This is a genomic window from Cecembia calidifontis, from assembly GCF_004216715.1.
Lineage (GTDB): Bacteria > Bacteroidota > Bacteroidia > Cytophagales > Cyclobacteriaceae > Cecembia_A > Cecembia_A calidifontis.
The window spans coordinates 1516363-1541541 of the sequence record NZ_SGXG01000001.1; the positions used below are offsets into that span (position 1 = coordinate 1516363).

The 25179-nt window shown below is 39.5% G+C and carries 19 protein-coding genes; 9 read left to right on the plus strand and 10 right to left on the minus strand.

The annotated features are described in order from the left end of the window. Positions 1-150: 150 nt before the first annotated feature. From BC751_RS06590 to BC751_RS06610, 5 genes are all read left to right on the plus strand, one after another. Complete coding sequence (locus tag BC751_RS06590) at positions 151-462, plus strand: hypothetical protein (RefSeq protein ID WP_130277520.1); 312 nt, start codon at positions 151-153, stop codon at positions 460-462. Between the two features lie 82 nt (positions 463-544). After that, positions 545-2809, plus strand: coding sequence for a TonB-dependent receptor (locus BC751_RS06595; RefSeq protein WP_130274851.1), 2265 nt, complete (start codon positions 545-547; stop codon positions 2807-2809). A 110-nt stretch (positions 2810-2919) separates the two neighbouring features. After that, positions 2920-3906: a TRAP transporter substrate-binding protein gene (locus BC751_RS06600; protein WP_130274852.1), complete on the plus strand. Its 987-nt coding sequence runs from the start codon at positions 2920-2922 to the stop codon at positions 3904-3906. Next, entirely contained in the window at positions 3881-4354 is a 474-nt protein-coding gene (locus BC751_RS06605) for a TRAP transporter small permease (protein WP_130274853.1), read from the plus strand. The genes BC751_RS06600 and BC751_RS06605 overlap by 26 nt, the downstream gene beginning before the upstream one ends. Then, complete coding sequence (locus BC751_RS06610; protein ID WP_130274854.1) at positions 4351-5625, plus strand: TRAP transporter large permease; 1275 nt, start codon at positions 4351-4353, stop codon at positions 5623-5625. Before BC751_RS06605 ends, BC751_RS06610 begins: the two co-directional genes overlap by 4 nt. Before the next feature lie 297 nt (positions 5626-5922). On the opposite strand, the gene BC751_RS06615 is transcribed toward BC751_RS06610, so the two are convergent. Beyond that, complete coding sequence (locus BC751_RS06615) at positions 5923-6951, minus strand: hypothetical protein (protein ID WP_130274855.1); 1029 nt, start codon at positions 6949-6951, stop codon at positions 5923-5925. Between the two features lie 231 nt (positions 6952-7182). Between BC751_RS06615 and BC751_RS06620 the strand changes: the two genes are divergently transcribed. The 3 genes from BC751_RS06620 (at position 7183) to BC751_RS06630 (ending at position 9825) form a co-directional block, all read left to right on the plus strand. Continuing rightward, entirely contained in the window at positions 7183-8121 is a 939-nt protein-coding gene (locus tag BC751_RS06620; RefSeq protein WP_130274856.1) for an IS4 family transposase, read from the plus strand. Positions 8122-8248: 127 nt separating this feature from the next. Continuing rightward, positions 8249-9454 carry an IS256 family transposase gene (locus BC751_RS06625; RefSeq protein ID WP_130274857.1) on the plus strand — a complete coding sequence of 402 codons (1206 nt, stop codon included), beginning with the start codon at positions 8249-8251 and terminating at the stop codon, positions 9452-9454. 41 nt (positions 9455-9495) lie between these two features. Then, entirely contained in the window at positions 9496-9825 is a 330-nt protein-coding gene (locus BC751_RS06630; protein ID WP_165389807.1) for a transposase, read from the plus strand. A gap of 547 nt (positions 9826-10372) precedes the next feature. Here the strand turns inward: BC751_RS06630 and BC751_RS06640 are convergent. Beyond that, complete coding sequence (locus tag BC751_RS06640) at positions 10373-11509, minus strand: DUF4221 family protein (RefSeq protein ID WP_130274859.1); 1137 nt, start codon at positions 11507-11509, stop codon at positions 10373-10375. Between the two features lie 89 nt (positions 11510-11598). After that, positions 11599-12801, minus strand: coding sequence for an IS4 family transposase (locus BC751_RS06645; RefSeq protein ID WP_165389770.1), 1203 nt, complete (start codon positions 12799-12801; stop codon positions 11599-11601). A gap of 592 nt (positions 12802-13393) precedes the next feature. Between BC751_RS06645 and BC751_RS06655 the strand changes: the two genes are divergently transcribed. Continuing rightward, positions 13394-14701, plus strand: coding sequence for an IS1380 family transposase (locus tag BC751_RS06655; RefSeq protein ID WP_130273823.1), 1308 nt, complete (start codon positions 13394-13396; stop codon positions 14699-14701). 167 nt (positions 14702-14868) lie between these two features. Here the strand turns inward: BC751_RS06655 and BC751_RS06660 are convergent, their stop codons facing one another. The 7 genes from BC751_RS06660 to BC751_RS06695 form a co-directional block, all read right to left on the minus strand. Then, positions 14869-16584, minus strand: a complete 1716-nt coding sequence (locus tag BC751_RS06660) for a DUF6734 family protein (RefSeq protein ID WP_130274861.1) — start codon at positions 16582-16584, stop codon at positions 14869-14871. A 1-nt stretch (position 16585) separates the two neighbouring features. Continuing rightward, positions 16586-17890 carry an HlyD family secretion protein gene (locus BC751_RS06665; protein WP_130274862.1) on the minus strand — a complete coding sequence of 435 codons (1305 nt, stop codon included), beginning with the start codon at positions 17888-17890 and terminating at the stop codon, positions 16586-16588. Between the two features lie 2 nt (positions 17891-17892). After that, complete coding sequence (locus BC751_RS06670) at positions 17893-20100, minus strand: peptidase domain-containing ABC transporter (protein ID WP_207226947.1); 2208 nt, start codon at positions 20098-20100, stop codon at positions 17893-17895. A 32-nt stretch (positions 20101-20132) separates the two neighbouring features. Continuing rightward, a complete protein-coding gene (locus tag BC751_RS06675) occupies positions 20133-21308 on the minus strand; it encodes a hypothetical protein (protein WP_130274864.1) in 1176 nt (391 codons plus the stop codon). A gap of 423 nt (positions 21309-21731) precedes the next feature. Beyond that, the gene (locus BC751_RS06685; RefSeq protein ID WP_130274866.1) at positions 21732-22970 is read right to left on the minus strand and encodes a hypothetical protein; all 1239 of its coding nucleotides are present in this window, start codon (positions 22968-22970) and stop codon (positions 21732-21734) included. 110 nt (positions 22971-23080) lie between these two features. Beyond that, positions 23081-23323, minus strand: coding sequence for a hypothetical protein (locus BC751_RS06690; RefSeq protein ID WP_130274867.1), 243 nt, complete (start codon positions 23321-23323; stop codon positions 23081-23083). A gap of 84 nt (positions 23324-23407) precedes the next feature. Beyond that, a complete protein-coding gene (locus BC751_RS06695; RefSeq protein WP_130274868.1) occupies positions 23408-24979 on the minus strand; it encodes a cysteine peptidase family C39 domain-containing protein in 1572 nt (523 codons plus the stop codon). Positions 24980-25179 lie beyond the last annotated feature (200 nt).

Consider the following 25179-nt stretch of genomic DNA (forward strand, 5'->3'; position numbering starts at 1 on the left):
AAAAAATATTTTCGTTCGCCTTTAAAATAAAAAATAGGCAAACTAATCTAACTTTCTTTCTTATATTCGCGTTTATTCGGAAAATTAATTTTCAAATTGAGATTTTTCAGGAACATATTGCCCCTTTTTAGCCATTTCTGTTTGGCTTTGATGTTGACCATTTTGGCCAACGGGGTTTTGTTTTTCCACTCTCATGAATTGGAAAATGGGAAAATCATTACCCATGCCCATCCCATCCTGACCCAAGAACAGAAGAATTTGCCTGACCATGGTCACTCCGAAATGGAGTTGATTATTTTGGACCTGATAGCCCATGCAGATTATTTTGTTTATAACTTTTCGATTGAAATACCCGAATTTTCCGGAGTAGAACTTAATATCAACCCTACTTTCATTGCACAGGAGTTTTCTCAGGAAGTTGTTTTAGGGTTTGACCTGCGGGGCCCCCCATACTACGTCTAAATTTTGTTCAGCTCTCCGTCTTTTAAGACGGGCGTATTCCACAAATCCTTTTTATTACCACAAAATTTAAAGACGTATTAGCATGCGATATATATTGCTGCTGTCCATGTACATGGTATCTACGATTGTACTGGCAGCTCAAGACCTTAGTATCAATGGTAAGGTTTTAGATAAAAACACCAATGCTCCGCTTCCGGGAGTTACTGTATTCATCCCTGAGCTCAACAGGGGGACAGTTACTGACCTGGATGGTAGCTTTAAGATTACGGCCATTCCTTCAGGCAATATCACCCTTCAGGTTTCATTTGTGGGGTATTCTACCCTTATCAAAACTATCAGGCCTGGTTCGGATAGGAACCTTGTATTCGTTCTGGAAGAAACCGCCACCAATATCGATGAAGTAGTAGTATCAGGGGCTTATATCATGAGCAAGGAAAGTTCACCGATCAGCATAGAAAAAGTGGACCGTACAGACTTGATGAAAATGCCTGCCCCCAACTTGATGTCGGCTTTGGCAAGGACACCGGGTGTGAGTGAGATTTCCCTTGGCCCAGGTATCAGCAAGCCTGTCATCCGTGGGCTATCCTTCAGCAGGGTGCTTTCACTTTACCAAGGTGCAAGGTTTGAGAATCAGCAGTGGGGAGCTGACCATGGACTGGGAATGACTGAAACTGGAATTGCGAATGTAGAAATGATCAAGGGTCCGGCTTCCATAATTTATGGATCTGGAGCCATGGCCGGTGTGGTACATTTGGTAGAAGAAAAAGATGCCATAGCTGGCCAAGTGGAAGGTGATGCGGTATTCAGGGCCTTCAGTAATTCCTTAGGATTGAGGTCTGAGGCCGGAGTGAAAGGAGCAACTGAAAAGGGATTTGTCTGGTCTCTTCGTGGGGCTGCAGAATCCCATGCGGACTATTTGGACGGGGACGGCAACGCAGTGGGCAATACCAGGTTCAACACACAAAATATCAAGGCAGGCGTAGGCCTTCAGAAAAAATGGGGAGATACGAGAATCCGCTATACTTACCTTCAGCAGCGTCTCGGGATTCTTGATGAGGAGGAAATGGACGAGTTGGTCACTACAAGAAATGACAGGGCTATGCAGTTGCCTTTTCAGGATGTCAGGGACCATTTTTTCAATTCAGAAACCAATATTTTCTTAGGAGAAGACAAATTGAAAGCTACCTTTGGCTATCACCTCAATAGAAGAAAGGAAATTGAAGAAGATTTTGATGAAGTGGATCTGGGGATCAACCTTTCCAACTTCATGTATGATGTGAAATATTACAAAGGATTTGGGCCTCATGTAGAGGCGATTTTTGGGGTTCAGGGTTTCTATTTGAAAAATACCAACTTTGAAAATGCTGGGGAATTTCTAATCCCGGATGCAACAAAAGATGACCGCTCCGTTTATGGTTTGTTGAATTACAACAAGGATAAATGGGTAATACAGGGCGGTCTGCGCTATGATTTTAGGAAAGTTACGGCTGACGCAAGTGCTCCACATTTGATAGATTATGGTTTTATTCTACCGGGCGAACCTGCCAACAGGATGATGGAACGGACTTTTGATGGGGTGACTGCCAGTGGAGGGGCCACATTTAGACCGGATTCCCATTGGAGATTCCGATTGAATATCGCTCAGGGATTCCGTGCGCCTGACCTTGCCGAATTGTTTTCAAATGGCCCACATCCTGGTACCAGTCGTTTCGAAAGAGGAAATGCCGATTTTGTCCGGGAACAGAACCTGCAGACAGATTTTGGAATCAGGTATACCAATAATGGTTTTTCCATTGCCGGAGAGGTCTTTTATAACCATATCAACAATTATATCTTCTTTTCACCAACCGATGAGCGGGTGGAAGACCTGACCGTTTGGACCTTTGAGCAGGCTGATGCCAGGTTGTATGGTGGTGAGTTAGAACTGGATTACCAACCCACTTCTGCAAAATGGGTGAATTTCGGGACCAATTACAGTTGGGTGATAGGTCAGAGGAGGTCTGACAATTCTTTCTTGCCTTACATTCCGGCATTCCGTTGGACACAAACTGTAGATTTCAGGTTGAAAACAGTCGGTAGGATTCAAAGACCCTATGTCAGTATCTTAGGTTCATTGGTATTTGATCAGGATAGGGCCGCTCCTTTGGAAGAAGCCACGCCAGGTTACTATCTTTTGGGATTGAATATTGGAGGCAACCTCAAAGTTTCCAATAATCTATTGGATGTGTACCTCAGTGGAACCAACTTGTTGAACAAAACTTACCTGGACCACATGTCCCTGTTCAGGCCATTTGGCGTGCATCAGATGGGTAGGAATATTGCATTGAACGTTAGAATTCCATTTTGATAAGTAAAACCCTCCAAGAGTTCCAAACCCTTGGAGGGTCCACTCCTCATAAAATCAGGAACTTTTTTATTATTTTTTGATATCTTATAGGACTGCTTTTCATCGGTTCTATGCAAGTTCTGCGGCTTATTGGTTTTTGTTTGATTTCAGTTTTATTATTTTCCTGTGTAGATAATTCTTCCCGGGAAAATGCAGAGTTCGTTCTCCGTTTTGGTCACTTGGCCAATGAGCAGAACATTTGGCACAAAGCTGCACTCAAGTTTGCCGAAGAGGTAAAGCAGCGCTCTGACGGGAGAATCCTCGTCAAAGTATATCCCAATGAGCAATTGGGTAAAGAGATGGATATGATCACCGGGATATTGGCTGAGGTGATAGATATCATGATCACTGCAGAATCTTTGGAAAACTGGAGCCTTCCATACGCCATTCTCTGTGCTACCCCCTATGCCATCAGGGACTCGGATCACCTTCATAAGGTGGCAGGAGGAGCAATTGGTAAGGAAATGGAACAGCATATCATCGATGTGGCGGGATTAAAGCCCATCGCCTATTTTGAAAGGGGTGCCCGTAATCTGACCAGCAATGTGCCTGTCAGGCATCCTGATGACCTAAAAGGGCTGATTATCCGGGTACCCAATGTTTCTCTATATGTTTCAACTTGGTCGGCCTTGGGAGCCAAGCCTACGCCCATGGCTTTTTCTGAAGTTTTTACTGCTTTGCAGCAATCCACCATTCACGGTCAGGAAAATCCCTTCGCACTGATCAGGAATGCGGGACTCTTTGAGGTTCAAAAATATGTCAATCTTACCGAACATGTGAAGGGCTGGGCTTACGTAGTAATGGGGAATAAGCAGTTTGAGAAGTTACCTGAGGACTTGCAGCAAGTGATCATGGTATCGGCTAAGATCATGCAGGAGTATGAGCATTCACTTTTTTTGGAACAGGAAGCGCTTGACGTCCAATTCTTAAAGAACAAGGGCATGGAATTTATTGAGGTGGACAAAGAGGCATTTGAGAAGCTGGCAAAAAAGGCTGTCCGGGAGAGTTTTACCAAAGAACAAATGGCATTGTATGAGCGGATTCAACAGGTTAGATAAGGCTTTGGAGTGGGCAGTGATCGGGTCATTTATCCTAATGATCCTGACGGTGTGCCTGCAGGTTTTTGCCCGCTATGCGCTTCCATGGTCTCCTCCCTGGACGGAGGAGTTGGCCAGGTTTTGTTTCATCTACATGGTGAGTTTGGGAGCGGGATTGGCGATAAAGGACAGGTCTTATGTGAATGTGGATATCCTATTGGAGTCAATGGGACCCAAGCAAAGAATAATTATGGATAGTTTCATCCTCTTGATGATCCTTATGTTGATGGGATTGATGTTATGGTTTTCTATTCCATTGATAAAAATTGTACAGTTGCAGCTTTCAGCTTCCCTGAAAGTAAACATGGCCTTGATTTACTTTTCGATGTTTTGTATGTCCGCATTGGTCTTACTTTATGGGATAAGGGAGTTTCAAAAAAATATCAACCGTCTTAGAAATTCCAGATGATCTTACTTCTGTTTTTGGCCTTTCTGATTTTCCTGATTATTGGTATTCCTATAGCCTTTGCTTTGGGATTGTCATCCATGGTGTATTTGCTTTTTTCAGACATTCCTTTGATCGTGATTCCCCAAAAGATGTATGCAGGATTGGATGTCTTTGTGCTACTTTCCATTCCGGGGTTTATTCTTGCGGGTAACCTGATGAATGCTGCAGGAATCACCCAAAGGATCATAGCTTTCTGCAATGCCCTGCTTGGCCATATCAGGGGAGGCTTGGGATTGGCCAATGTGGGGGCTTCCATGCTGTTTGGGGGGATTTCCGGAACAGCTATTGCCGATACTGCCAGTATTGGATCGGTGATGATTCCCGCCATGGAAAAGGAAGGGTATGATAAAGGGTTTTCCTGCGCAGTGACGGCTACCTCTTCCACCTTAGGCCCGATTATTCCTCCCAGTTTGCCCATGATCATTGCTGCTACCATGACGGGATTGTCCGTTGGTAAACTGTTTATCGCAGGAATCATTCCCGGTTTACTTCTTGGCTTAGGTTTGCTTGGACTGACGTATTTTATTTCTGTTAAGCGGAAGTATCCAAAGAAGAAAAGAGCTTCCCTGATGGTAATGGTCAAGAGTTTTTATCAGGCTTTCTGGGTTTTAATGATGACGCTGTTGATCTTGTTTGGCATTATAGGAGGAGTCTTTACCCCAACCGAGGCCTCTATCATGGCAGTAATTTATGCCTTGTTGATTGGTTTGTTGGTGTATAAGGAGCTCAAGTGGGCCCAAATACCCAAAGTCATTCTGGATTCTGCGAAGATGACTGCTTCTTTGATGGTTTTGGTGGGCTTCGCCAATCTCTTTGCCTGGATCATGACAGTGGAGGAAATCCCGCAGCTGATAGCATCCGGGCTACTTGGGTTCACGGAAAATAAGTTTCTGATCCTTTTGCTGATCAATATCCTGTTGCTGTTTGTAGGTGCCTTTATGGAGACCATTGCAGCCTTGCTGATTTTATTTCCGGTGCTCTTGGGAGTGGCGGTGCATGTCGGAGTGGATCCGGTACAGTTTGCCATCATCATGGTCATGAATTTGGTCATTGGTCTGACCACTCCTCCGGTAGGTGTCTGCTTGTTTGTGGCCCCCAGTATAGGAAATATTTCTTTGGAGAAAATTACCAGGGCAGGCTTCCCATTTCTCTTGGTCAGCCTGATTATTCTTCTGCTGGTGACTTATGTGCCAGAGGTTTCGTTATTTTTGCCGGGTTTGTTTTATGATTGAATACCATGAAACTCCATACCCCCAGTAATCTTCTTCATCTGACTTCTTTCCAATACTTCATCAGAAGTAAGTCTGAGCATTTTGAGCTTAACTTTATTCACCAAACTAAAATATTAAAAAAATTAAATTGTAACATATTAGTGGTTTTAATGGAAATTTTCATAATTCGGTGTTGATGACGGTTTAAATTTCAATTTTCCATTTTCAAAAGTAGATTTGAATAGAATTACTGGGCAACCAAGATGCAAGCAATATGTTATTACATCTAACTAAACCATAATCTAACCTTTAGATTTTTTAATTCAATCTAAATTCAAAAACAGCATATTTTGAATAAGTCGATTCTTCGTCATCTTTATCTTTTTCACGCATTAAGATCTTACCATTCTCCAACAGGATAATCTCTGCATTTGGGTCAAAATTTTCAGGAAAACTAATGGGAGGGGAAACTAGATGACCCTTATCCAAAAAGTAAAATTTATACAAGGTAGGATCCGTAAGAGGGAAATAATATTCATTATTGACTTTTTTCTTTTCCAATTCCACTTCACTGATTCCTGAGTACCTGAGTAGGATGTAGCCACTTTCATCCGCAGGGAATAAACTAACTGTTTTACCTTTTCCCTTATCTTCCAGGCTTTGTTCGACTATTTGGACATATTTGACCAATTCAAAATTCTTGGTTAAATCATAAATCCCAATGGTAAGGGAATTATCAAATGTAAGGTGGAGTAATTTCTGATTGTCATCCAGAAAATACACCTGTGTCAAGTCAAACTCTTTGTCTGCGGGTTTATAGGGGCTGAAGAAACCAAATTGGATTGGAAGCTTCCAGGTCAAAGATCCGTCTGATGGATCAAAAACCTCGAGCAAATTTTGGGAAGATATTGAGGGGTCTACATCTGCAATTGGAATCTTAATATTTGAGTAAAAAGAGGGCAAAACTTGAGGATATGTTGCACCATTGAGAAAGAAATAGGGAGTTTTGATTTTAGGTCCTCCATAGAAAATAATATTGAAAAAGGAGCTGAATCTCCACCGATTTATCACTTCCCAATTTTCATTATACCATAATAATTCATTTGAACTTTGAAGGAAAAAACCGTCTCCTCTTTCATTGAATGCAGCGGAAAGTATATTTGTGAAATATTCGTTTGGGCCCTCACCTGCTCTTTCTATTTCATCTATGACCTTTCCTTTGCCATCTATGCGTATAAAGCTTTTGGTAATAGCATCATAAGCCAGAAAAACATTCTTTTCTAGATGATGGTCTAGGATAATAAACCGGGTATCCCTTTCAATGACCATTTCGTTAGTTTTATGCAATTCAGCTTGGGGGATTTGAGATTGGATACCATTTTCTTTACAAGAAAAAAAAATGATTGTTGTCAACACAATAAAAATTGAATAAGCAACTCTACTTAAATTGAAAATGATAATCATGATTTTATTTTTAATCACTAGTGTCCGAGAAACGATTTTAAAATAAGGGTAGATTCAATTGCTTGAACCTACCCTGTTTTGTGTACTTTGTGTTTACGACAACATAAATTACACATGGGTAAAAATACACATTTCTTCGGACAGCCGATTTTTTCACAGGTACTTTCTTTTGTTGACAAAACTGTTTTGTCTCAAGTCAGATCCAAACATCAATCAGACAGATACTACAAGAAGTTCGACACCTGGCAGCATTTGGTGACAATGCTTTTCTGTTCTTTGAGTGGTGCAACATCGTTGAGGGAGCTCTCTACGGGGCTTTTAGCCTGGCAAAATAAGCTGGTCCATATTGGAATTAAGACTTCTCCAAAACGATCTACCATATCTGACGGGAACAGTAAAAGACCTAGTGCAGTGTTCAGAGACATCTACATGGGGCTTTTTGAAAAACACCGTCATATTTTACCGGACAGCCGACTTAAAATGGAGGTGATCAAAAAGCTATTTATTGTTGATTCCACTGTCATAAGCCTTTTTAAAGATATTCTCAAAGTTGCAGGGAGGCCTAGAAAAGACGGGAAGAGTAAAGGTGGCATTAAAGCCCATGTGATGATACATGCCGCAGAACTTATGCCTTGTCTGATAAGGTTTACAGAGGGAGTCAGGCACGATCATACTTTCCTCAAACATCTCAATGTGCCCGAGGGCTCTTATATTGTCATGGACAAGGGATATACAGACTATCTGCAGTATGCACAATGGAGTGACAGAGGTATCTATTTTATTACAAGAATGAAAGACAATGCTGTTTATGAAAGTATAGATGACATTGATCTGCCAGATGATAAGGACCAGGAAATTATTAAAGATGAAACAATAACGCTGGAATATACCGCAAACGGAAATAAAGAGACTTTGAAACTTCGTAGAGTGGTACTTTGGGATGATACTAAATCCAAGGTCATGGTGTTTTTGACTAACAGTTTCGACCAAGAAGCCGCTACAAGGGACTATGACACAAACTGTGTAAGTTGGTTTCACTACTTACGAAGTTAAAGTTAAACCTCGAAATTCTCTGTGTGATTTAGAAGAAATCGCACAGGGAATTTGAGGAACCCGCGGTAGGCGCCCCCCGGTCTGTGTGTGGACAATTTCTTACCTTTATAACACACAGATTACAAAAATGAAAAAAGAAGATCTCCTAAATGATGACTTCCTCAAGCAGTTCAGGACTGCCGGGGAGCTTAATTCCTTCCTTCAACAGCTTCAGAAAAGAGCCGTTGAGAAAATGCTTGAAGGCGAGCTGGATGCCCATCTTGGCTATGAAAAGCATCAGAATTCCGATAATCCCAATTCAAGGAACGGCTATTCCACCAAAACAATAAAAAACACATTTGGGGAAGCTGAAATCAAAGTTCCAAGAGACAGGGAGGGTAGCTTTGAGCCTGCTCTCGTGCCCAAACGCAGAAGCATGGCGGAGGGCGTTGAAAACGTGATCATATCCATGTATGCCAAGGGAATGTCAAACCAGGACATCGAAGAGCAGATCCGCGAGCTTTATGACATCAATGTATCCACTTCCACCATCTCAAGGGTTACCGGTGCCGTAGCGGAGGATATTGTTGCATGGAGAAACAGGCCGCTTGACCCTGTATACCTGATCGTTTGGATGGACGGTATATCCTTCAAAGTCAGGGAGAACTCCAAAGTGGTCAACAAGACCGTTTACATTGCCGTTGGCCTCAGAACTAACGGCCTTAAAGAGATCCTAGGCCTTTGGCTTGGCAAGAATGAATCTTCGGCTTTCTGGATGGGGGTACTTACTGATCTGAAAGCCAGAGGGGTTGAAGATATTCTCATAACGGCAACTGACAACCTGAACGGGTTTACTGATACGATAAAAGCTTCATTCCCCCAATCAGTCACTCAGATATGTGTCGTCCACCAGATCAGAAACGCATGTAGATATGTCGCATGGAAAGACCGCAGGGCGTTTACAAGGGATATGAAGGAAATTTATACCGCCCCTACAAAAGATGCTGCTTGGGCTGCCCTGAACGATTTTGCCAAAAAATGGGAATCCAAATACGCTTATGCCATCAAAAGCTGGAGGGACAACTGGGATGAACTCACCGTTTTCTTCGATTACCCGGCTGAAATCCGTAAAATCATCTATACCACCAACCTGATTGAAAATCTCAATGGAAAGATCAGAAAATACACCAAAAACAAGCTCTCTTTCCCGACAGATGATGCCGTAATGAAGTCTGTTTTTCTCGCTGCAAGAGAAGCATCGAAAAAATGGACTATGCCTATCAGAGACTGGGGAGCTATTCTTAACAGTTTCCTGCTTATATTTGGTGATAGGGTCAGGCTTCTTGATACCTGACCATAAAACCATAATTTGAAGTTTACACACTTATCGGGATAGTGTCCGCTACAATAGCAGGGATCTATAAGTACAGATGGCAAATTGAACTTCTGTTTAAAAAACTGAAGCAAAACTTCCCTCTCAAATATTTTCTAGGGGACAACCAGAATGCGATTGAAATACAAATTTGGTGTTCGCTTATCTCTCTTCTCCTGATGGAGGTTGTCCGAAAGAACATTAAAAGAAAGTGGGCATTCTCAAATATGGTAGCTTTAGTCAGGTTTCATATGGTAAGCTATGTCCATCTAATCAACTTCCTCAACGATCCCGAAAAAGAATTAAAAGAAAGCATCAAAAATCAAGGTCAAACCTCATTATTCCCAACGTAGGGGCTTACTTTTCATTCTGATCAGAAAAAGTACTTATATTTATTCCATTCAAATGTTTTTCACTAAAGGCCAACTTTAGTCGGACACTAGTGATTTTTAATAATGGCAAAACAATTTTATTCTTAGGATATTTTTGTTTAAGGAGAAAATAGGGATTAGTTATAAACCTTAACTAATCCCTCATTTATCATGAACATCCAGTTGCAACACAGCTAATTGCTCCTCCATTACCTGAGCATTCAAGAGAAGCATCATTTGCGTTTGGACATGGACCAGAACCTGAGGTTTGCGTTCCATTTCCACATGTAGTTGTATGGGAACAATCCGTCGCTCCCATTATTGTTTTCATCTGACTTCTTTCCAATACTTCATCAGAAGTAAGTCTTAACATTTCTAAGCTTAAACTTTTCATGATTTTTAGATTTTATTAAATATTACTTTCCTCGGACATTAAAGTCACCCGAAGTCTGTGACCATTCATCGCGTTTGAATATTTTATGGTCAACAATTGCTGCATTTTTTTAAAAGATTCACTTCATTTAAGGAATTAAATGTCAATAACTATAAACCCAAGCTCATCATCTATATTTTGAAACACCCAAAGTTTCCCACCTTGGATAAAATACTTTACATATTCAGTAGTTAATTCCTCAATGAGTAATTCACTGGTTAAGTTGAAATTCTGATCAAATAATGATAAAAACACCTTTACTTCCTTTATGTCCGGCAAAAGGGAGTTATCCTTAGACTTCTTATCAGAAAATGATCTTTGGGCAGATAAACGTAAATATCTTTTATTTACATTATCCCAAACCGGAGGACCAAATATGACTTGTTCCAGTAATGATTGGTAAGTTTTGCCCAGCTCAGAATGTGTAGAAAGTGGCTTAAGAAGATGTCTTTCAGCTTTTTTTTGTGTAAGCTTTGGTTGATAATTTACCTTCCTAATAAAATTTCCTTTATTGTCAAAAAGAAACAATTCATTGGAGAATTGATGACTTACAATTACCAATTCATTTTCTTCACCAATATAAACAATCGGATCTAAGTAAGTGTAAGCTGCTGGATCGTCAATAGCTAATACAAAATTACCGTATGAATTTTCTTGTTCTATATCAAACTGGCTTACCCTATTATTTCCCACATCTAAAACATTTAGGAAAACCTGTCTTGATGAATAATCAAAACTCAGTCCGAAAACTTTTATATTTTCAGTACCGACTGCAATTTCAATCAGTGGGGTATTTTCAAAAGGCAATCCAGATGAATCAATGGCAAAGTTCCAATTTACCCGTTGTATTAAATTTCCTTTCTTATCCATCAAAATGGAATTACCAAAAGATTGCAGAAAAAATATATTCTGATCCACTAAGTTCAGCTTATTAACAAACTCTCCAGTCCCATTTGGACCTTCTTTTTCTAAAATATAGCTTTTATTAAATGCTAGTTTTCTAAGGTCTATTTCGTCTATTGAATGCTCATAACTATTGTACAAATACAATATTTCACCGTTCAAATTGACATCTGAAATCAATAAATAATATCCAAGATCAAGTAATTTACCTTTTGAATCAATGGTTACGGTTTCCGCATTGTAATTCTGAACACGGCTTATTTGATCTTTTGGGCCTTGTTTACAACAAATTAATACTGTAGACAACAGCAAAAGCATGGTGTTTCTCATATTTCATGTATTAAACAAGCAGTACTGAGCATTAGCTCAGTACTCTTTTTCTGATTCTTGAATTAATGCCGTTAAGTTAAGGAATGTGATTAAATAGATTTGTAATTCATTGAGTATTTCAGTTTAGCTCTGAATTTCCGCTTGAATACCTGGTTTCTTCTTGAATATTCTATTTTGGAAGCGATTTTATTTACATATTTCTGGATAATCTCCTCTAATTCACCACTTAAATCTGTGATTTTCAGAATCAGGGATTTTGTTTTTGACAGTGCATAAGTTTTATTGATTATCAAGGTCCTTGCTGACTTTGATGTCCGTCCTGTTTTGGTCTTTGGCTCCACATCATAGCAAAGAATATTGCAGAGTGATATGATCAGGGTCTTGGCATAGAAGTCCTGCTGGACCGCCCATGCTGTTTTGCCGGAAAAATCAGATACTTCAAGTCTTGATTTGATCAGTTTATATGCTTCTTCTATTCCCCATCTCTGTTTGTACAGGTTTATTAGAGAGGAAGCTGTATATTTTTTCCTGTCCAGCAGCGAAGTTGCATATATTGATATCTTACCCTTCTTATTCTTTTTCTTGATCAGTCTTACGGTCATGGTTTGGGATAACGAGGGATACTTTTCAAGCAGCCAACCGTATTTTGGAGGGAGTATTAATGTATATTCCGCATCAGTGGAACTGCTCAGGGAAAAATCCTCGACACAATTCCACCAATTGTCCTTCATCCTAAAAAGAAAATCGGCCCCCTTTCCTTTCAGCTCGAAAAAAAGTCTCAGTGATGCATAATACCTGTCGCACACAAGAAGATCCCCTTCTTTAATATGTCCAAGATGGGCATGACATAGGGTGGCTTCGGAAGTGGTGTAGCTTTCCATACCGGCATCCAGTACTAGGCCGTTGTAAACATCATACAGGTAAGATATCCTGCTCATGTAATGTCCTGCATCCGCATTGGGCCCAAAACCATGATAGCTGAACTTCTCTGACATGGAGGGATGATCTGGGAGTTCAAGCGTTGAACCATCAACAGAAAGCACCCTATGACCCTTCCATTTCTTGAACTTTGCATGTTCGTAAAAAAGACTGCAGATCAAACTGTTAAGCTTTTTGAAAACTGTATAGCACAGTTTTTTCCTGGCCTGGGTAAATGCACTTTTAGTGGGCGATAAGAAAGATTCCCCAAAAAACTCTTCAAGGCAGATATTAAGTCCTTTGTTGCTCTTTGACAAAATAAAAAGCACAAGAACTTCAAAAGAAAAGAAACGGTCACGAAGAAAATCTTTCACCGAAGTCCTACTTTCGATGATAAATTTTTCATAACTTAGTTTTAACTTGAATTCATTTACAATTAAAGTTTTAAGGCTTCCAGCACTCCCTGCTTTCGGAAGCCTTATTTTATACCTCTAATATAATGAATTTCACTCAAATAACCACTAACTAAACGGCATTAATTCTTGAATCATAATTATTAGATACACCCGCGCCTCACACATTGATCATTTCCTGCCGAATTACAATAATCGTGAGCGCTGCAGCACCGAAGTGTTGGTGAGCAGACAGAATGACTACAATTACCAGTGCCATACCCCCCAGTAATCTTCTTCATTTGACTTCTTTCCAATACTTCATCAGAAGTAAGTCTTAACATTTCTAAGCTTAACTTTTTCATGATTTTTAGATTTTATTAAATATTACTTTCTTCGGACATTAAAGTCACCCGAAGCATCTGACCATTCATCGCGATTGAATATTTTCCTTAAATCCGCAGGGCGGATTTAAAAAAAGCCGAAAAAGTGGCTGAATTTATTCAATTCAGGCTTTTCCGGCTCGTTTTTTTTTCACTTATTTAGGTGTTACCACACATCCTTGATAAGCGGTATGAAAATTACGAATTCGACAGAAAAAATCACACCTTTCGGAGGTTTTAATTTTGTTTTTAACTCTTTCAAAAATTCTGGTCTCCCAGAACTCATTGATAATCAATTGGGGGTTAGAGCCTTAAGGGGAGGGTTTTCATACAGTGACATTTTCGCCAATCATATGGCTATTTTCTTTAATGGTGGCGACTGTACTGAAGATATCAATGTTCACTTGAGAGACGCACTTGAACAGGTCCCTTCATTTTCAGTATGCAGTGCCGATACAATTCTGAGAGGTATCAAAGAGCTTGCTGTTGATACAGAACTCTTTATAAATCCGTCCAGTGGAGTAAGCCATGAATTTAATATCAATGGAAAACTCAACAGCTTGTTGTTAAAATCAGCTTGTAAGACCGGATTACTCAAGTCAGGTGTTGCTTACGACCTCGATTATGACAACACCGTCATTCCAACTGAAAAGTACGATTCAAAAAAGACATATAAACACGTCTATGGATATCAGCCAGGTGTAGCTTCCATAGCACATCCTGAATTTTCACAGGCCATTCCTGTGTACGTAGAGGGCAGAAATGGCAACAGTCAGGCCAAATATTTGCAGGCTGATACACTTACACGCATGTTTGGGCAGCTTACCAATGAAAATATCCGTATCGGAAGGTTCAGAGCCGATTCAGCATCCTATCAGGAAGAAGTTCTCCGCACACTGGAAGCACATACCGAAAGCTTTTATATACGGGCAAACAGATGTGCCAAACTGGATAATATCCTTGGAAGTATAGCCCCTGAGAAGTGGCAGAAAATACGTTTGGGTGTACAGGAAATGGAAGTTACTGACCTATCCGACTACAAACCTTTCGGTAAAGACAGGTCTTACAGGCTGGTCATTACCAGAATCAGGCGTAAAGACGGGCAGGCAGATGTGTTTAGTGGAGATGCATTTACTTACAGGGCTATTCTGACCAATGAACATACATCGTCCAATGAAGCTGTTGTAAGGTTTTATAACGCCCGGGGTGCAAGCGAACGCTTGTTTGATGTACTCAACAATGACTTTGGCTGGTCTAAGTTGCCCTGTTCGTTCCTTGCAGAGAATACCTCCTTTATGCTTATGACGGCTATGTATGCCAATTTTTACACCTATATCATTGGAGAGTATTCCAGAAAAGTTGATTGGCTTAAGCCTACCGACAGGCTCAAGAAGTTTATCTTCAGATTTATCACTGTTTCAGCCAAGTGGATAAGAACGGGAAGAAGAGAAGTGCTCAAACTGTTCACGAGTAAGGATTACAAGCCGATTTTGAACTAAATTCAGATAAAAACCCCTCAGGAGCTCAAAAAATAAAGATTTACAGGGAAGAGGTATGCCTTTTCCATTAAAATTGAGGAAAAAAACCGTCCATTTTATCCTCAAACCTAAAATCCATTGTCTCAAAACTATGAACACTCTTCAATCAAAGGGAAGAAATTCCCGAACTAGACCAAAAATGAACACAAACAAGCAGATTCAAATCTCCAAACTAAAATCCTGCGGATTTTAGGATTTTTATAAGTTTTTAGATCGCCTTTATTAACTTTTAAGATAAGTACCCCACTGTATGCGAGAAATCTTATAGCTTCTTCCAAATAAACCAATAGCTTTTGTTTATTTACATTTTCGAAGAATCTATCTGCTTGAAATAGGATCTCTGAAAAAGCCAAATAACTCTCTTTTGATAGCAGTGAGAAAACATAAGTCTCTACGGGGTTCAACAAATATTCTATAACTTCCCCATGAAGCTTATCAGGTAACAATAAGGTCTGGTAATAATAAGGTTCAGCTGTCAAATTGTTTTCGATGTTATTGTGCTTTAATCGGGTAAACAATACATGATTTTGAGACCAGTCCCATTGGGATTCTATGGTCATTGTCAGTGGGGATAATTTCAACCTTACCTTTTCTCTCCATAGATCATCTGAAAAAGCCATGTCCGCATTGTCAATAGCATTTTGTTCATTCTCGCAAATAAGACCGTCATGTGGCATGGAACGGATCAATCTTATCTTTTCATTTTCAAATTCAAACACATCTTTCAAAACCGCCGTTGATCTGTTGTCCGGTTCCTTTTCCATAAGCTCCAGTGCTTGTAATATGGAAATCTCACTCGCATTCATTGAGTTATTTTCAGGATTAAGGACCAAGGAAGCGAGTTGCCAAGTTCTTTGGAATTTTTCCTCTTCAGATTTGATGTTGTATTTTATCGAATAGCTAGATTTATGAGGTTGGGAATAAAAGGCCAGTTCTTGGGCTTGGTTTTCCTTTTCACCTATCGCCTTAGTTTCAAATAGACTTAGAATGCGGTAATAATACTCCGGATAATCAACTCTAAGCCTATGAGCCATTTGTTCGCAAACCCATCCATTTTTTTTAAAACTACCCATTGCGTGTATGTAGGGGCAATTTTTCGGCAGATAATGGAAGTCGGCATACCCGTCAAAGGCAGGGTCTAAAGAAGGTGGCAGATAGTATCGGATTGGAATTTCTAATTCCTGACTCAATCTGTAAAATATAAATTGCTCGACAACAGCATTGAAGTTTGAAATCAAAGTATCAGGCAATTGGTTAATTTTAGTTTTATTTAAATCTACGAAGGCTCTTACGTTTTCAAAATACAGTTTAAAAAAGCCGAAATGCTGTCCTCCTATAATCCCCGCATTTGACCCATTTAAGGTTTTATCTTGATTGTAATGAGTAGAAAAAAAAGAAGGCACAAAGTCAAAAGTATTTTCAACCAAATCAACCAATTCCTTATAATAGTCAAATCCCTGTTCTATATTTTGTGCAATTAACTGACCCGAAAAGAGATGATCCGGTAAAGGCTTAAAAATATATACATCCCCGTCAACATTCAGGAAAGGCTCCTCATGAAGGGTATAGGAGTATATTTTTTTCATTACCCACAAGCCGGAGACATCAACAAAGTCCAGATCATCCAGTTCAATTCTTACTTTCTTGTAAGGCAATTTCAGTTGGTCAATCAGTAAATCCTTTCCTTTATGGTCTGTGATCAATTCTATATTGTCGTAAAATTTGTGTAGTTGTAAGCAGCTCAATGCCCAACTGATTACATGGTACTGTGCACTGCACCATCCAAAGCTGTCCTTGAAAGGATCCTTACCTTCATCTATCCAAAATGTGTGTACAATTTTCATCCTAATAAATCATTATTGACCTGAACTTGAAAAATAAACGCTCTGCCACACTTAATTCTTCCGTGATGATTTCCGCATTCCCCAAAAGCTCCTGATTGAATGGGATTTCTCGGTTAAAAGAAGTTGTTGTCCCATTAGGCAATGAGGAATATACCAAGTAGTTGAACTCATCGTCCGGCGAAACCGAAATGCTGGAAATCTTTCCGATTAGGGCCCCATATTCCTGAAATGGATAATTGTCCAATTTGATCAATACCTTTTGGCCAACACCCACTTTCCCCGCATTCTGGGGAGATATTTTCATAGCTCCCATCAATTCTGCTTTGTTTTCAGGCAATACCGTAAATGCCAACTCTCCGGCATTGACCTGTTGGTTGGCGCCCCAGACCTTCTGGAAACTGACTTTTCCATTGATCGAAGACTTCATTAGATAGGTGTATTCCCAGTCCCTCAAACTGCGCTTTAAACTCTGGTAGGATTGTATCAGGTTTTTAAGTGCACGGGCTTCCTGTTCTTCCTTATTGATGTTTGTGCTCCGGACGGTCTGGTTGGCAGTGCTAAGCGCTTCATGTAATTGTGAAATGGAAATGGCCATGAGGTTCACCTGTTCTTCAATTTGTAGGTATTCCATTTCTCTGGACTCAAAATCCTTGTCTGCAATGATACCATCTTTGTGAAGGCCCTTGTTCCGCTCATAATCGATCTTGGCCAGATACAATCTGCGGTCAAGAAGTTCCTTTTGGGATTGCTGGCTGTTTATCCTTTTTTGGATCTCTTCTATCGAAGCTTTGGTGCCTTCCATCTGACCGGCAAAAGGCTGGAGTTCTTTTATCAATCTGTATTCCATATAGCTCCTTTCGAATTCCAAAAAAGGCAACCCTATTTCACCCAGCACCAATTCAGTGAGTATATTAACTGGAAATAAAAAGTCATTGTCCGCGACAAAAGGCTCTTGTTCCAACGTGGCTTTCAAAAAAAGTACATCTTCTATTTTGGCCGTACTCTTGATTCCTGCCAAGGGCTGCCCTATGCCCACTTTATCCCCGTTTTTCACAAATAAAGTCTCAATCTGTCCCGAAAACCTTGCAGCAATACGTTCGGTCGGATCAGCAGTGGTCACCAGAACCTTGGCCTCTACAAAATCAGGATACCTGATCAGAAAGGACAGTCCTATCAGTAGTGACAGCATCAGAAACACAAGGGTAATCCCCCACCCTATCAGCCAGGCAGGGGGCCTGGAGATGATTTCCTGAACTTCTTCCGAGCGAAGGTGTAGGTTGTCGTTTTGGGAAGGAGCTAGTGGCATAATCAGTTTCCGTTAATTTTTTCGAGTTCCAGCTGGTTTTTCACCAAATCAAAATATATACCTTGGGCATTGACCAATTCCATGTGAGTTCCCTGCTCTACAATCCTCCCCTGATCGATCACAATGATCTGATCCGCATTTCGCACCGTACTCAGCCTGTGGGCAATGATAAATACCGTTTTGCCCTGTATAAAACTCCGGAGATTTTCCATGACCTCACGTTCATTTTTGGCATCAAGGGCCGAGGTGGCCTCATCGAAAAAAAGCATATCAGGATTTTTATAAATTGCTCTGGCGATAAACAGGCGCTGCTTCTGCCCTGTACTCATACCTATTCCTTCATTGCCGATTTTGGTATTAAAGCCAAGTGGAAGTGACTGGATGAAATCCAGAATATTAGCGATTCTGGCAGCTTCCAGCAACCTTTCTTGGTCAATTCCGTCCTGACCTACGGCAATATTGGCTGCAATGGTATCATTAAACACATAGCCTTCCTGCATCACCACCCCGCATAAGTCCCGCCAGCTTTTAGCACTGATGGTTTTGAGGTCATGCTTCCCATAGCGGATTTCCCCGGATGTCGGCTCATAAAATTTCAGCAGGAGCTTCATCAGGGTGGTTTTCCCACTTCCACTTGCACCCACTATGGCAGTTACCTGCTGAGGGGGAATGCTCAGGTTTACATCGGATAGTACAGGTTCATCTGCTCCCACATAGCGGAAGGAAAGGTCCTTTACTTCAATTGCCTCATTTGGCAGGATGTTCCGGATAAACTTAACCTCAGTATTTTCCTCATCTTCCCTGTCATGGATTTCATTAAGCCGCTCCAGACTGATAGTAGCATCCTGATAGGACCTGACAAAGCCCACAAGTTCCGTTATCGGTCCATTCAACTGCCCGATGATGTACTGTAGGGCCAGCATCATTCCTAGAGTGAGATTACCTTCGATGACCAATACGGCGGAAGAGAAAGTGATCAGGATGTTTTTCAGCTCGTTGATGACTGAAGATCCTACCTGCTGGGCCTGTTCCAGAGATAAAGACTGGACAGATACTTGAAACAACCTGGCCTGTACAAATTCCCAGCTCCAGCGCTTTTGCTTTTCGGTATTGTGCATCTTGATTTCCTGCATGCCGTTGATCAGTTCGATCACCGTACTTTGTTCCTGGCTCATCTGGGCAAAGCGCTTGTAGTCCAGTTCCCTGCGCCGCTTCATAAAAAACAGCACCCATGCAAGGTACAATACGCTTCCTCCAAGGAAGATCAAAAAAATGGTAAAACTGTAATAGATCAGCACAGCCCCAAAAACGATCAGATTGAAAAAAGAAAATAAAGTACTGAGCGTGGTTCCCGTAAGCAGGTTTTCTATCCTGCGGTGGTCGCCAATCCTCTGCATGATATCCCCGGTCATGCGGGTGTCAAAGTAGGAAATGGGCAGGTTCATCAATTTGATAAAAAAATCCGAGACTAAGGAAATATTGATCCTGGTAGTGAGGTGCAATAAAATCCAACTTCGGAGCACTTCCACGCTCATCCTGCCCAAAAACAGCATGATCTGTGCAAAAAGCACCAGATAGATAAAGTTGATGTCCTGGTTCTGGATCCCCACATCCACAATGCTCTGGGTCAGGAAAGGGAAAATCAACTGCAAGAGACTGCCTACCAGCAATCCGATGGCCAGCTGGGCAATCAGGTTTTTATAATTGAAGAGGTATTTGAAAAGGAAGCTAAGGGAACGTTTTTCCTTATCCTCCCATTTCATTTTTCTGAAGGCAGGGGTAGGTTCAAGCAGGAGCGTAATACCTTCTTTGGTATGCTCATCGGCATTGTTGCCGATCCATCGTGAAATAAATTCTTCTTTAGAATACTGGATCAGACCATAAGCTGGATCTGAGATATAGACAATATCTTTTCTGATTTTATACACCACTACAAAGTGATGTTTGTTCCAGTGGACAATAACTGGAAGGGGGGCTTCACTAAGTTTATTAAAATTCAATTTTGCCCCTATGGACTTAAGTCCCATAGCCTCTGCTGCATCACTGAGTTTCAATAAGCTACTTCCTTCCCTCGTAGTTTCGGATATTTCTCTGATTTCTTTGAGGGAAATCAGCTTGCCATAGTGCTTGGCTATGATGCGCAAGCAGGTGGGACCACAGTCTTTAAAGTCGGGTTGTTTGTAAAAGGGGAAGGTGGTTTTCAAAATAATCCGTTCTTTTTAAGAAATGTTTTCCATTAAAATTATTTTAAAAACACTCTGTAACGATAATAAACATTATAATCCAATTCGTTTTCTGAAGAACGCTTTACGTATAAAATATCATTTGAGTCCATAAAGTGTACTGAACCAGAAATTGGAAGTTCTGAAATTGCACCCTGAATTCCGTTTTTATCGATTAGGATATATTTTACTTTTCGGAAATTCTCCAATGTAGACCAGTATTCCGGATCACTATGAAACTCCTCACCTTTTGCTCGAAAAGAATCATAAATTTCTTGGGGTAATTCTGTGTGAAATTCTGCTAAAAAGTAATTGCCTCCACTGAATAATTGTGTAAAAAATGGATATAATACATAGTCATTTTTGGGATCGAAGGGAAAATCAACTTTTCTTTCAGGATGAATAAGCGATATTTGGAAAAGGGGAGAAATGCCTGCGTCTTTCAATTCATAAAAAAACAGCTCATTGCCAACACTTGGGAGTACAGCTACTCTATTATCACTTTTCGAAACCTGCAAATAGGAAGAAACCCTTCCCACCCATTTCTCTTCTAGTCTTGGCCTCCATGTTTTTGGATATAAATTAATTGTTTTTAATTCTTCAGTATCTCTATAATAGATATATCCAATATCAGCATTTTCATAAAAGCTCCAATTCTCGGATTTTTCGTCTAAAAATAGATCCGGAATCAGATTTAAATCCTGACCGATAATAAAGGTTTTGCCATCATTTTCAAGGACTGAAAAACTCCTGTGTGAATTGTAAATGGTAAGAAAATTTAGCCCTTTTGTTAGTGCTGGACTTTGGGCTATTTTTTTAAAGTTCCCATCGAAAAAATTAAACTTATGCTCTGGAGACATTTCCTTGATTACTATTCCTTCTTGCCAAAAAGCCACTTCCAAAGGAATTTCTACCTTATTAGGACCTTCTCCCTTTGGTTCAAACCGTGAAATAATATTTCCCTTAAGATCTGTAATCAATAATTCCTCCATTTGCCTCTCATTGAAAAGGAGATGCTGCGTTTGTTCATTTTTGTCAGCAAGATATAGTTCAACCAGTGATTCAATCCTAAGAGAATCCAAAAACTCAAATTCAACTTCTCCTTCATTTGAAATCAGTTCAATTTTTTTTTGTCCTGTGGTGCAGGCAAACTGTATGAAAATAATTATTAAGAACAATGAATTCTTGAAAATCATATAATTCTATTTTAGGGGAACAATTCAGAAAATATCTATTTACATTTTTAATATTAAAGATCACAAAACTGTACTAGTATGAATTCATCGCACAGTTTTGTGATTTACTTTTTAACAAGATGTTAAAGATCCAACAGAACACCTGCAATCAGATTTACAGGTAACACAAGCGCTACAGCTTGAACCAACGCAGCATTTGAAGTTTCCGTACCCCCCGGTAATCTTCTTCATCTGACTTCTTTCCAATACTTCATCAGAAGTAAGTCTGAGCATTTCTAAACTTAACTTTTTCATGATAATAGATTTTAATGAATATTAACATCTCCGGGCATTAAGGTCAGCCGAAGACTCTGACCATTCATCGCGACTGAATATTTTTTACACCAAAAACTAATCATTTAAAATATGTAATTCTTAAAAATATTAGTGGTTAAATGATTTCAATTCAAATATTTTCCCCCAATAAAAGTCTCTTTCAATTTCATTTTCAAAAACGAAAAGAAATTTATTGTTTCCCAAATAAGATACCTTTTTCCAAAATGAAGGATGACCATTGTGCTCTGGTAAAACTACTTGACTCCCATTTCTAGAAGAAAAATCATAATAATAACCGTAAAACAAGGGATCAGGGGCTTCAATGGCATCAGCTTCACTGTCATTCATTCTTATATTTTTACCTTGATTGTAAACAAAGAAAATCCGCTCATTATCCAAAGATATAACATCATTGATGTGGCTATTTATATCACTTGCTTTATTAAAATGCCGATAGTTATCAATTGTCATAGATTTGTAATCCAATCCAATAGGCTCTTTAAATCCTGGGACATCTAATTTTATTTTCTCTATTGGATACTTTGATTCTCCAATACTGTACGTATAAATGATCGGCGTCAAATTGAAAAAAAGATTCACATTCCCGCCATTCACAAAAGTCTTTGGTGAATAACTGTTATACTTAAAATCAGAGAAAAAAACACTCATAGTGTCTAAGTGACCGAACTCAGTTATTTCAAATTGATTTGTTATTTGAGAGTATTCATATTGAAGCCAAATTGGCACAGAATCAAGAACAGCCCGATGATCTGGTCTTCTTGAAAGGCCGTCTAGGTAAATATTCGGAACGATAAATTTATTTTCCCCAACAAAGTCCAGTTCATTAGAAGGCATTCCTCCCCTTAGGCTTTTGTTTGGGTCATTAAAGGGGATACTCTTCACCCATTCACCCTGATAACTGAAATATGATAGCTTTTTATTATCCATGAAAATCAAGTGTCCGTTGTTTATCGTAACGAATGACAGATTCCTGGTATAATCTTTAGGCCCCTCTCCCTGATGATTAAATGAGTTCTGAAGCCTACCCTTTGAATCAAGAACATGGAAAGTCTGATCAAGATAGCTATAAGCTAAAAGTTTACCATCAATAACTTTGGGGAATACCAAGCCAAACTCGTAGGGTATCTCAATTTTTACAGAATCCACAAGCTCAAGATAGAAACCTAAATCCTTAATTTCGGAATTTTCATTCCGGTTACATGAAGTGAAAAAAAAAGAATTAAATAAAACAAAGGCTATGAAAATTGGCTCCCATTTCCCATCAATTCTGAGGCGATTTAGTTTCTTAAAACTATAATTTTGAAATTTTATTTTTATCAATATCATTAAAGCTTGTATTTGAAAGAAATTATTTTTCTTATTAGAAAATTAATTCTTAAAAGAGGCTGAATATGAATCAGCCTCCTCTTTTAGTGAATATTGCAACTAAGTTTAAATTAACAACCTGATTGTTGAGACCCTGATCCATAGCTTGCTTGACAGCATAAATTTCCGCCCATTGCTACAAGATCATCAGAACAAGTTGCAATTTTAGTTCCACTAGAAGTTGAACAATCGCACATAGTAAAGCCATCTCCTGGTAAACTAGCATCACTGCCGCCCCTTATCTTCTTCATCTGACTTCTCCCAAGTACTTCATCAGAAGTAAGTCTGAGCATTTCTAAGCTGAACTTTTTCATTTTCTTTGGATTTTTTTGAATATTAGACTCCCCGGACATTAAGGTCAGCCGAAGTTTCTGACCATCCATCGCGACTGAATATTTTTATATCAAAATATATTTTAGGTCTTCTATACTGTAAGCCTTAGGTAATTCATATCCATTGATAAAGATGGTTGGTGTGTAGCTGATATTTTCCAGTTCACACCAATTCAACATGTCTTTTATGCAGGATTCCTGAGCTTTCAGTTCCCCGTTCATAGGGTATTTGGCGGCAAAGGTTTCATAGTCCTTCTTCTCAGGCAGGTACCAATCGTCAAGTACTTTCTGTATCTGCTCTTGATTGGCTTGAGCAGCTACTGCCATAATATGACTAATAGTTTTGTATTTAATTGCATCTTCTCCACCGGGATGAAATACGACTTGTAGGTTTATGTTTCCTGAAGCAAACAATTCTTCCAAAATAGGATGTGAATTAGCACATGGTCCACAGTATGGGTTGCATACTTTAAGTACATGATATTTGGCATTTTCCCCTTTAAGCATTATTCCCAATCCTTCTGGATTATTGGAAATTCTTCTTGAACCCGATAAAAAATGATCAAAGGTTTCACTATTGGAGAGAAACCTGGCCAATTTGCTTTTTTGCTTTTGGAGTTCCTTTTTAGCCAGGAAATATGGCTTAAGACTCAGCCAAGCCACTACTGTCCCTAAAAATAGGAAGGAAAACAATGTCAAATCCTGGATTTTTACGGAGCCGGAGTTTACCAAAAAAATCTGACTAAGCAATATTTCTGCGAGCAGTACTGTCGAAATCCAAAGGCACAACACACACCATTTCCTTATTTTTGCCCATTGGTAATAGATGGATATGGGAATTATAAATACTCCGGACAGACTCAAATAGCCAAGCAGCTGCAATCCTGAACCTGAAAACGAAGTCAAAAGCAAAAGCATACCTCCAGAAAAGAAATAGGCAAAGGCTATGATGCCTAAACTTATCCCTCCTGGCAAAGAAAAGGAAGAGGTAACTGAATTACAGTCTATATTTTTTCCTCCTGAACAAAAATCCTGAATGGCTCTATTGTCCTTATCAACTTCTGACCAAAGCAAAACCGAGGAAATGAACAATCCAGTAACTTTAAGGAGGAAAAGGAACAAAATTATAAGCGCTTGGTATGGGTTTGCGAAAATAGGCTGATAAAAAGCAATTAACCCAATGAGACTTATTAGTCCAAGGAGACCAAGCAATGATCGGAACACTACAACTTCCCGCTGTCTTTCTTTGTATCCAGGTTCACCTGATTTATCAGACTTCTCCAAAAGTAGAGTTACACCTGTCCAAATTTTGGCAAAATCCTCTTTTGAAGTGTTTTTGATTTTTCCCTTTTCATCCAGGTAGGATACGGTATCTATTTCCGATTTAGTGAGCACACTAAAAAAAGGATGTCCATTTTCTTGAATCTGTACAATACAGGGAAGCGGAATTTGATCCAGCTTTTCTATGGAAAGGTTAAGTCCAAGGCTATCCACCATATAATGATTCAAGGTATCCGAAATGGTAAGCAAGGATTCCTGTTCAGGATGGGATGCCACTTTATCTTTCAGATAGCCATTCGTAAAAGGAACATCCAGTAGCAGCAGAATATTCTTCAAAATCAAAAAGGAATTCCCCATAAAAACTAAAATTTTCAAAATACCTAAATCATTCTACCAAGTGCTTTAAAATAATAAAAGCACTTTTGAACTTAATCATTAGATTTTGAAATTCCAAAAACACAAAACAATACAACCCTATGAAAATCAATAAATTGAAATATTCTAAGCTCATAGTTCAGAATTATATTTTAAAATTTTCGTTTTACCTCCCCAATATT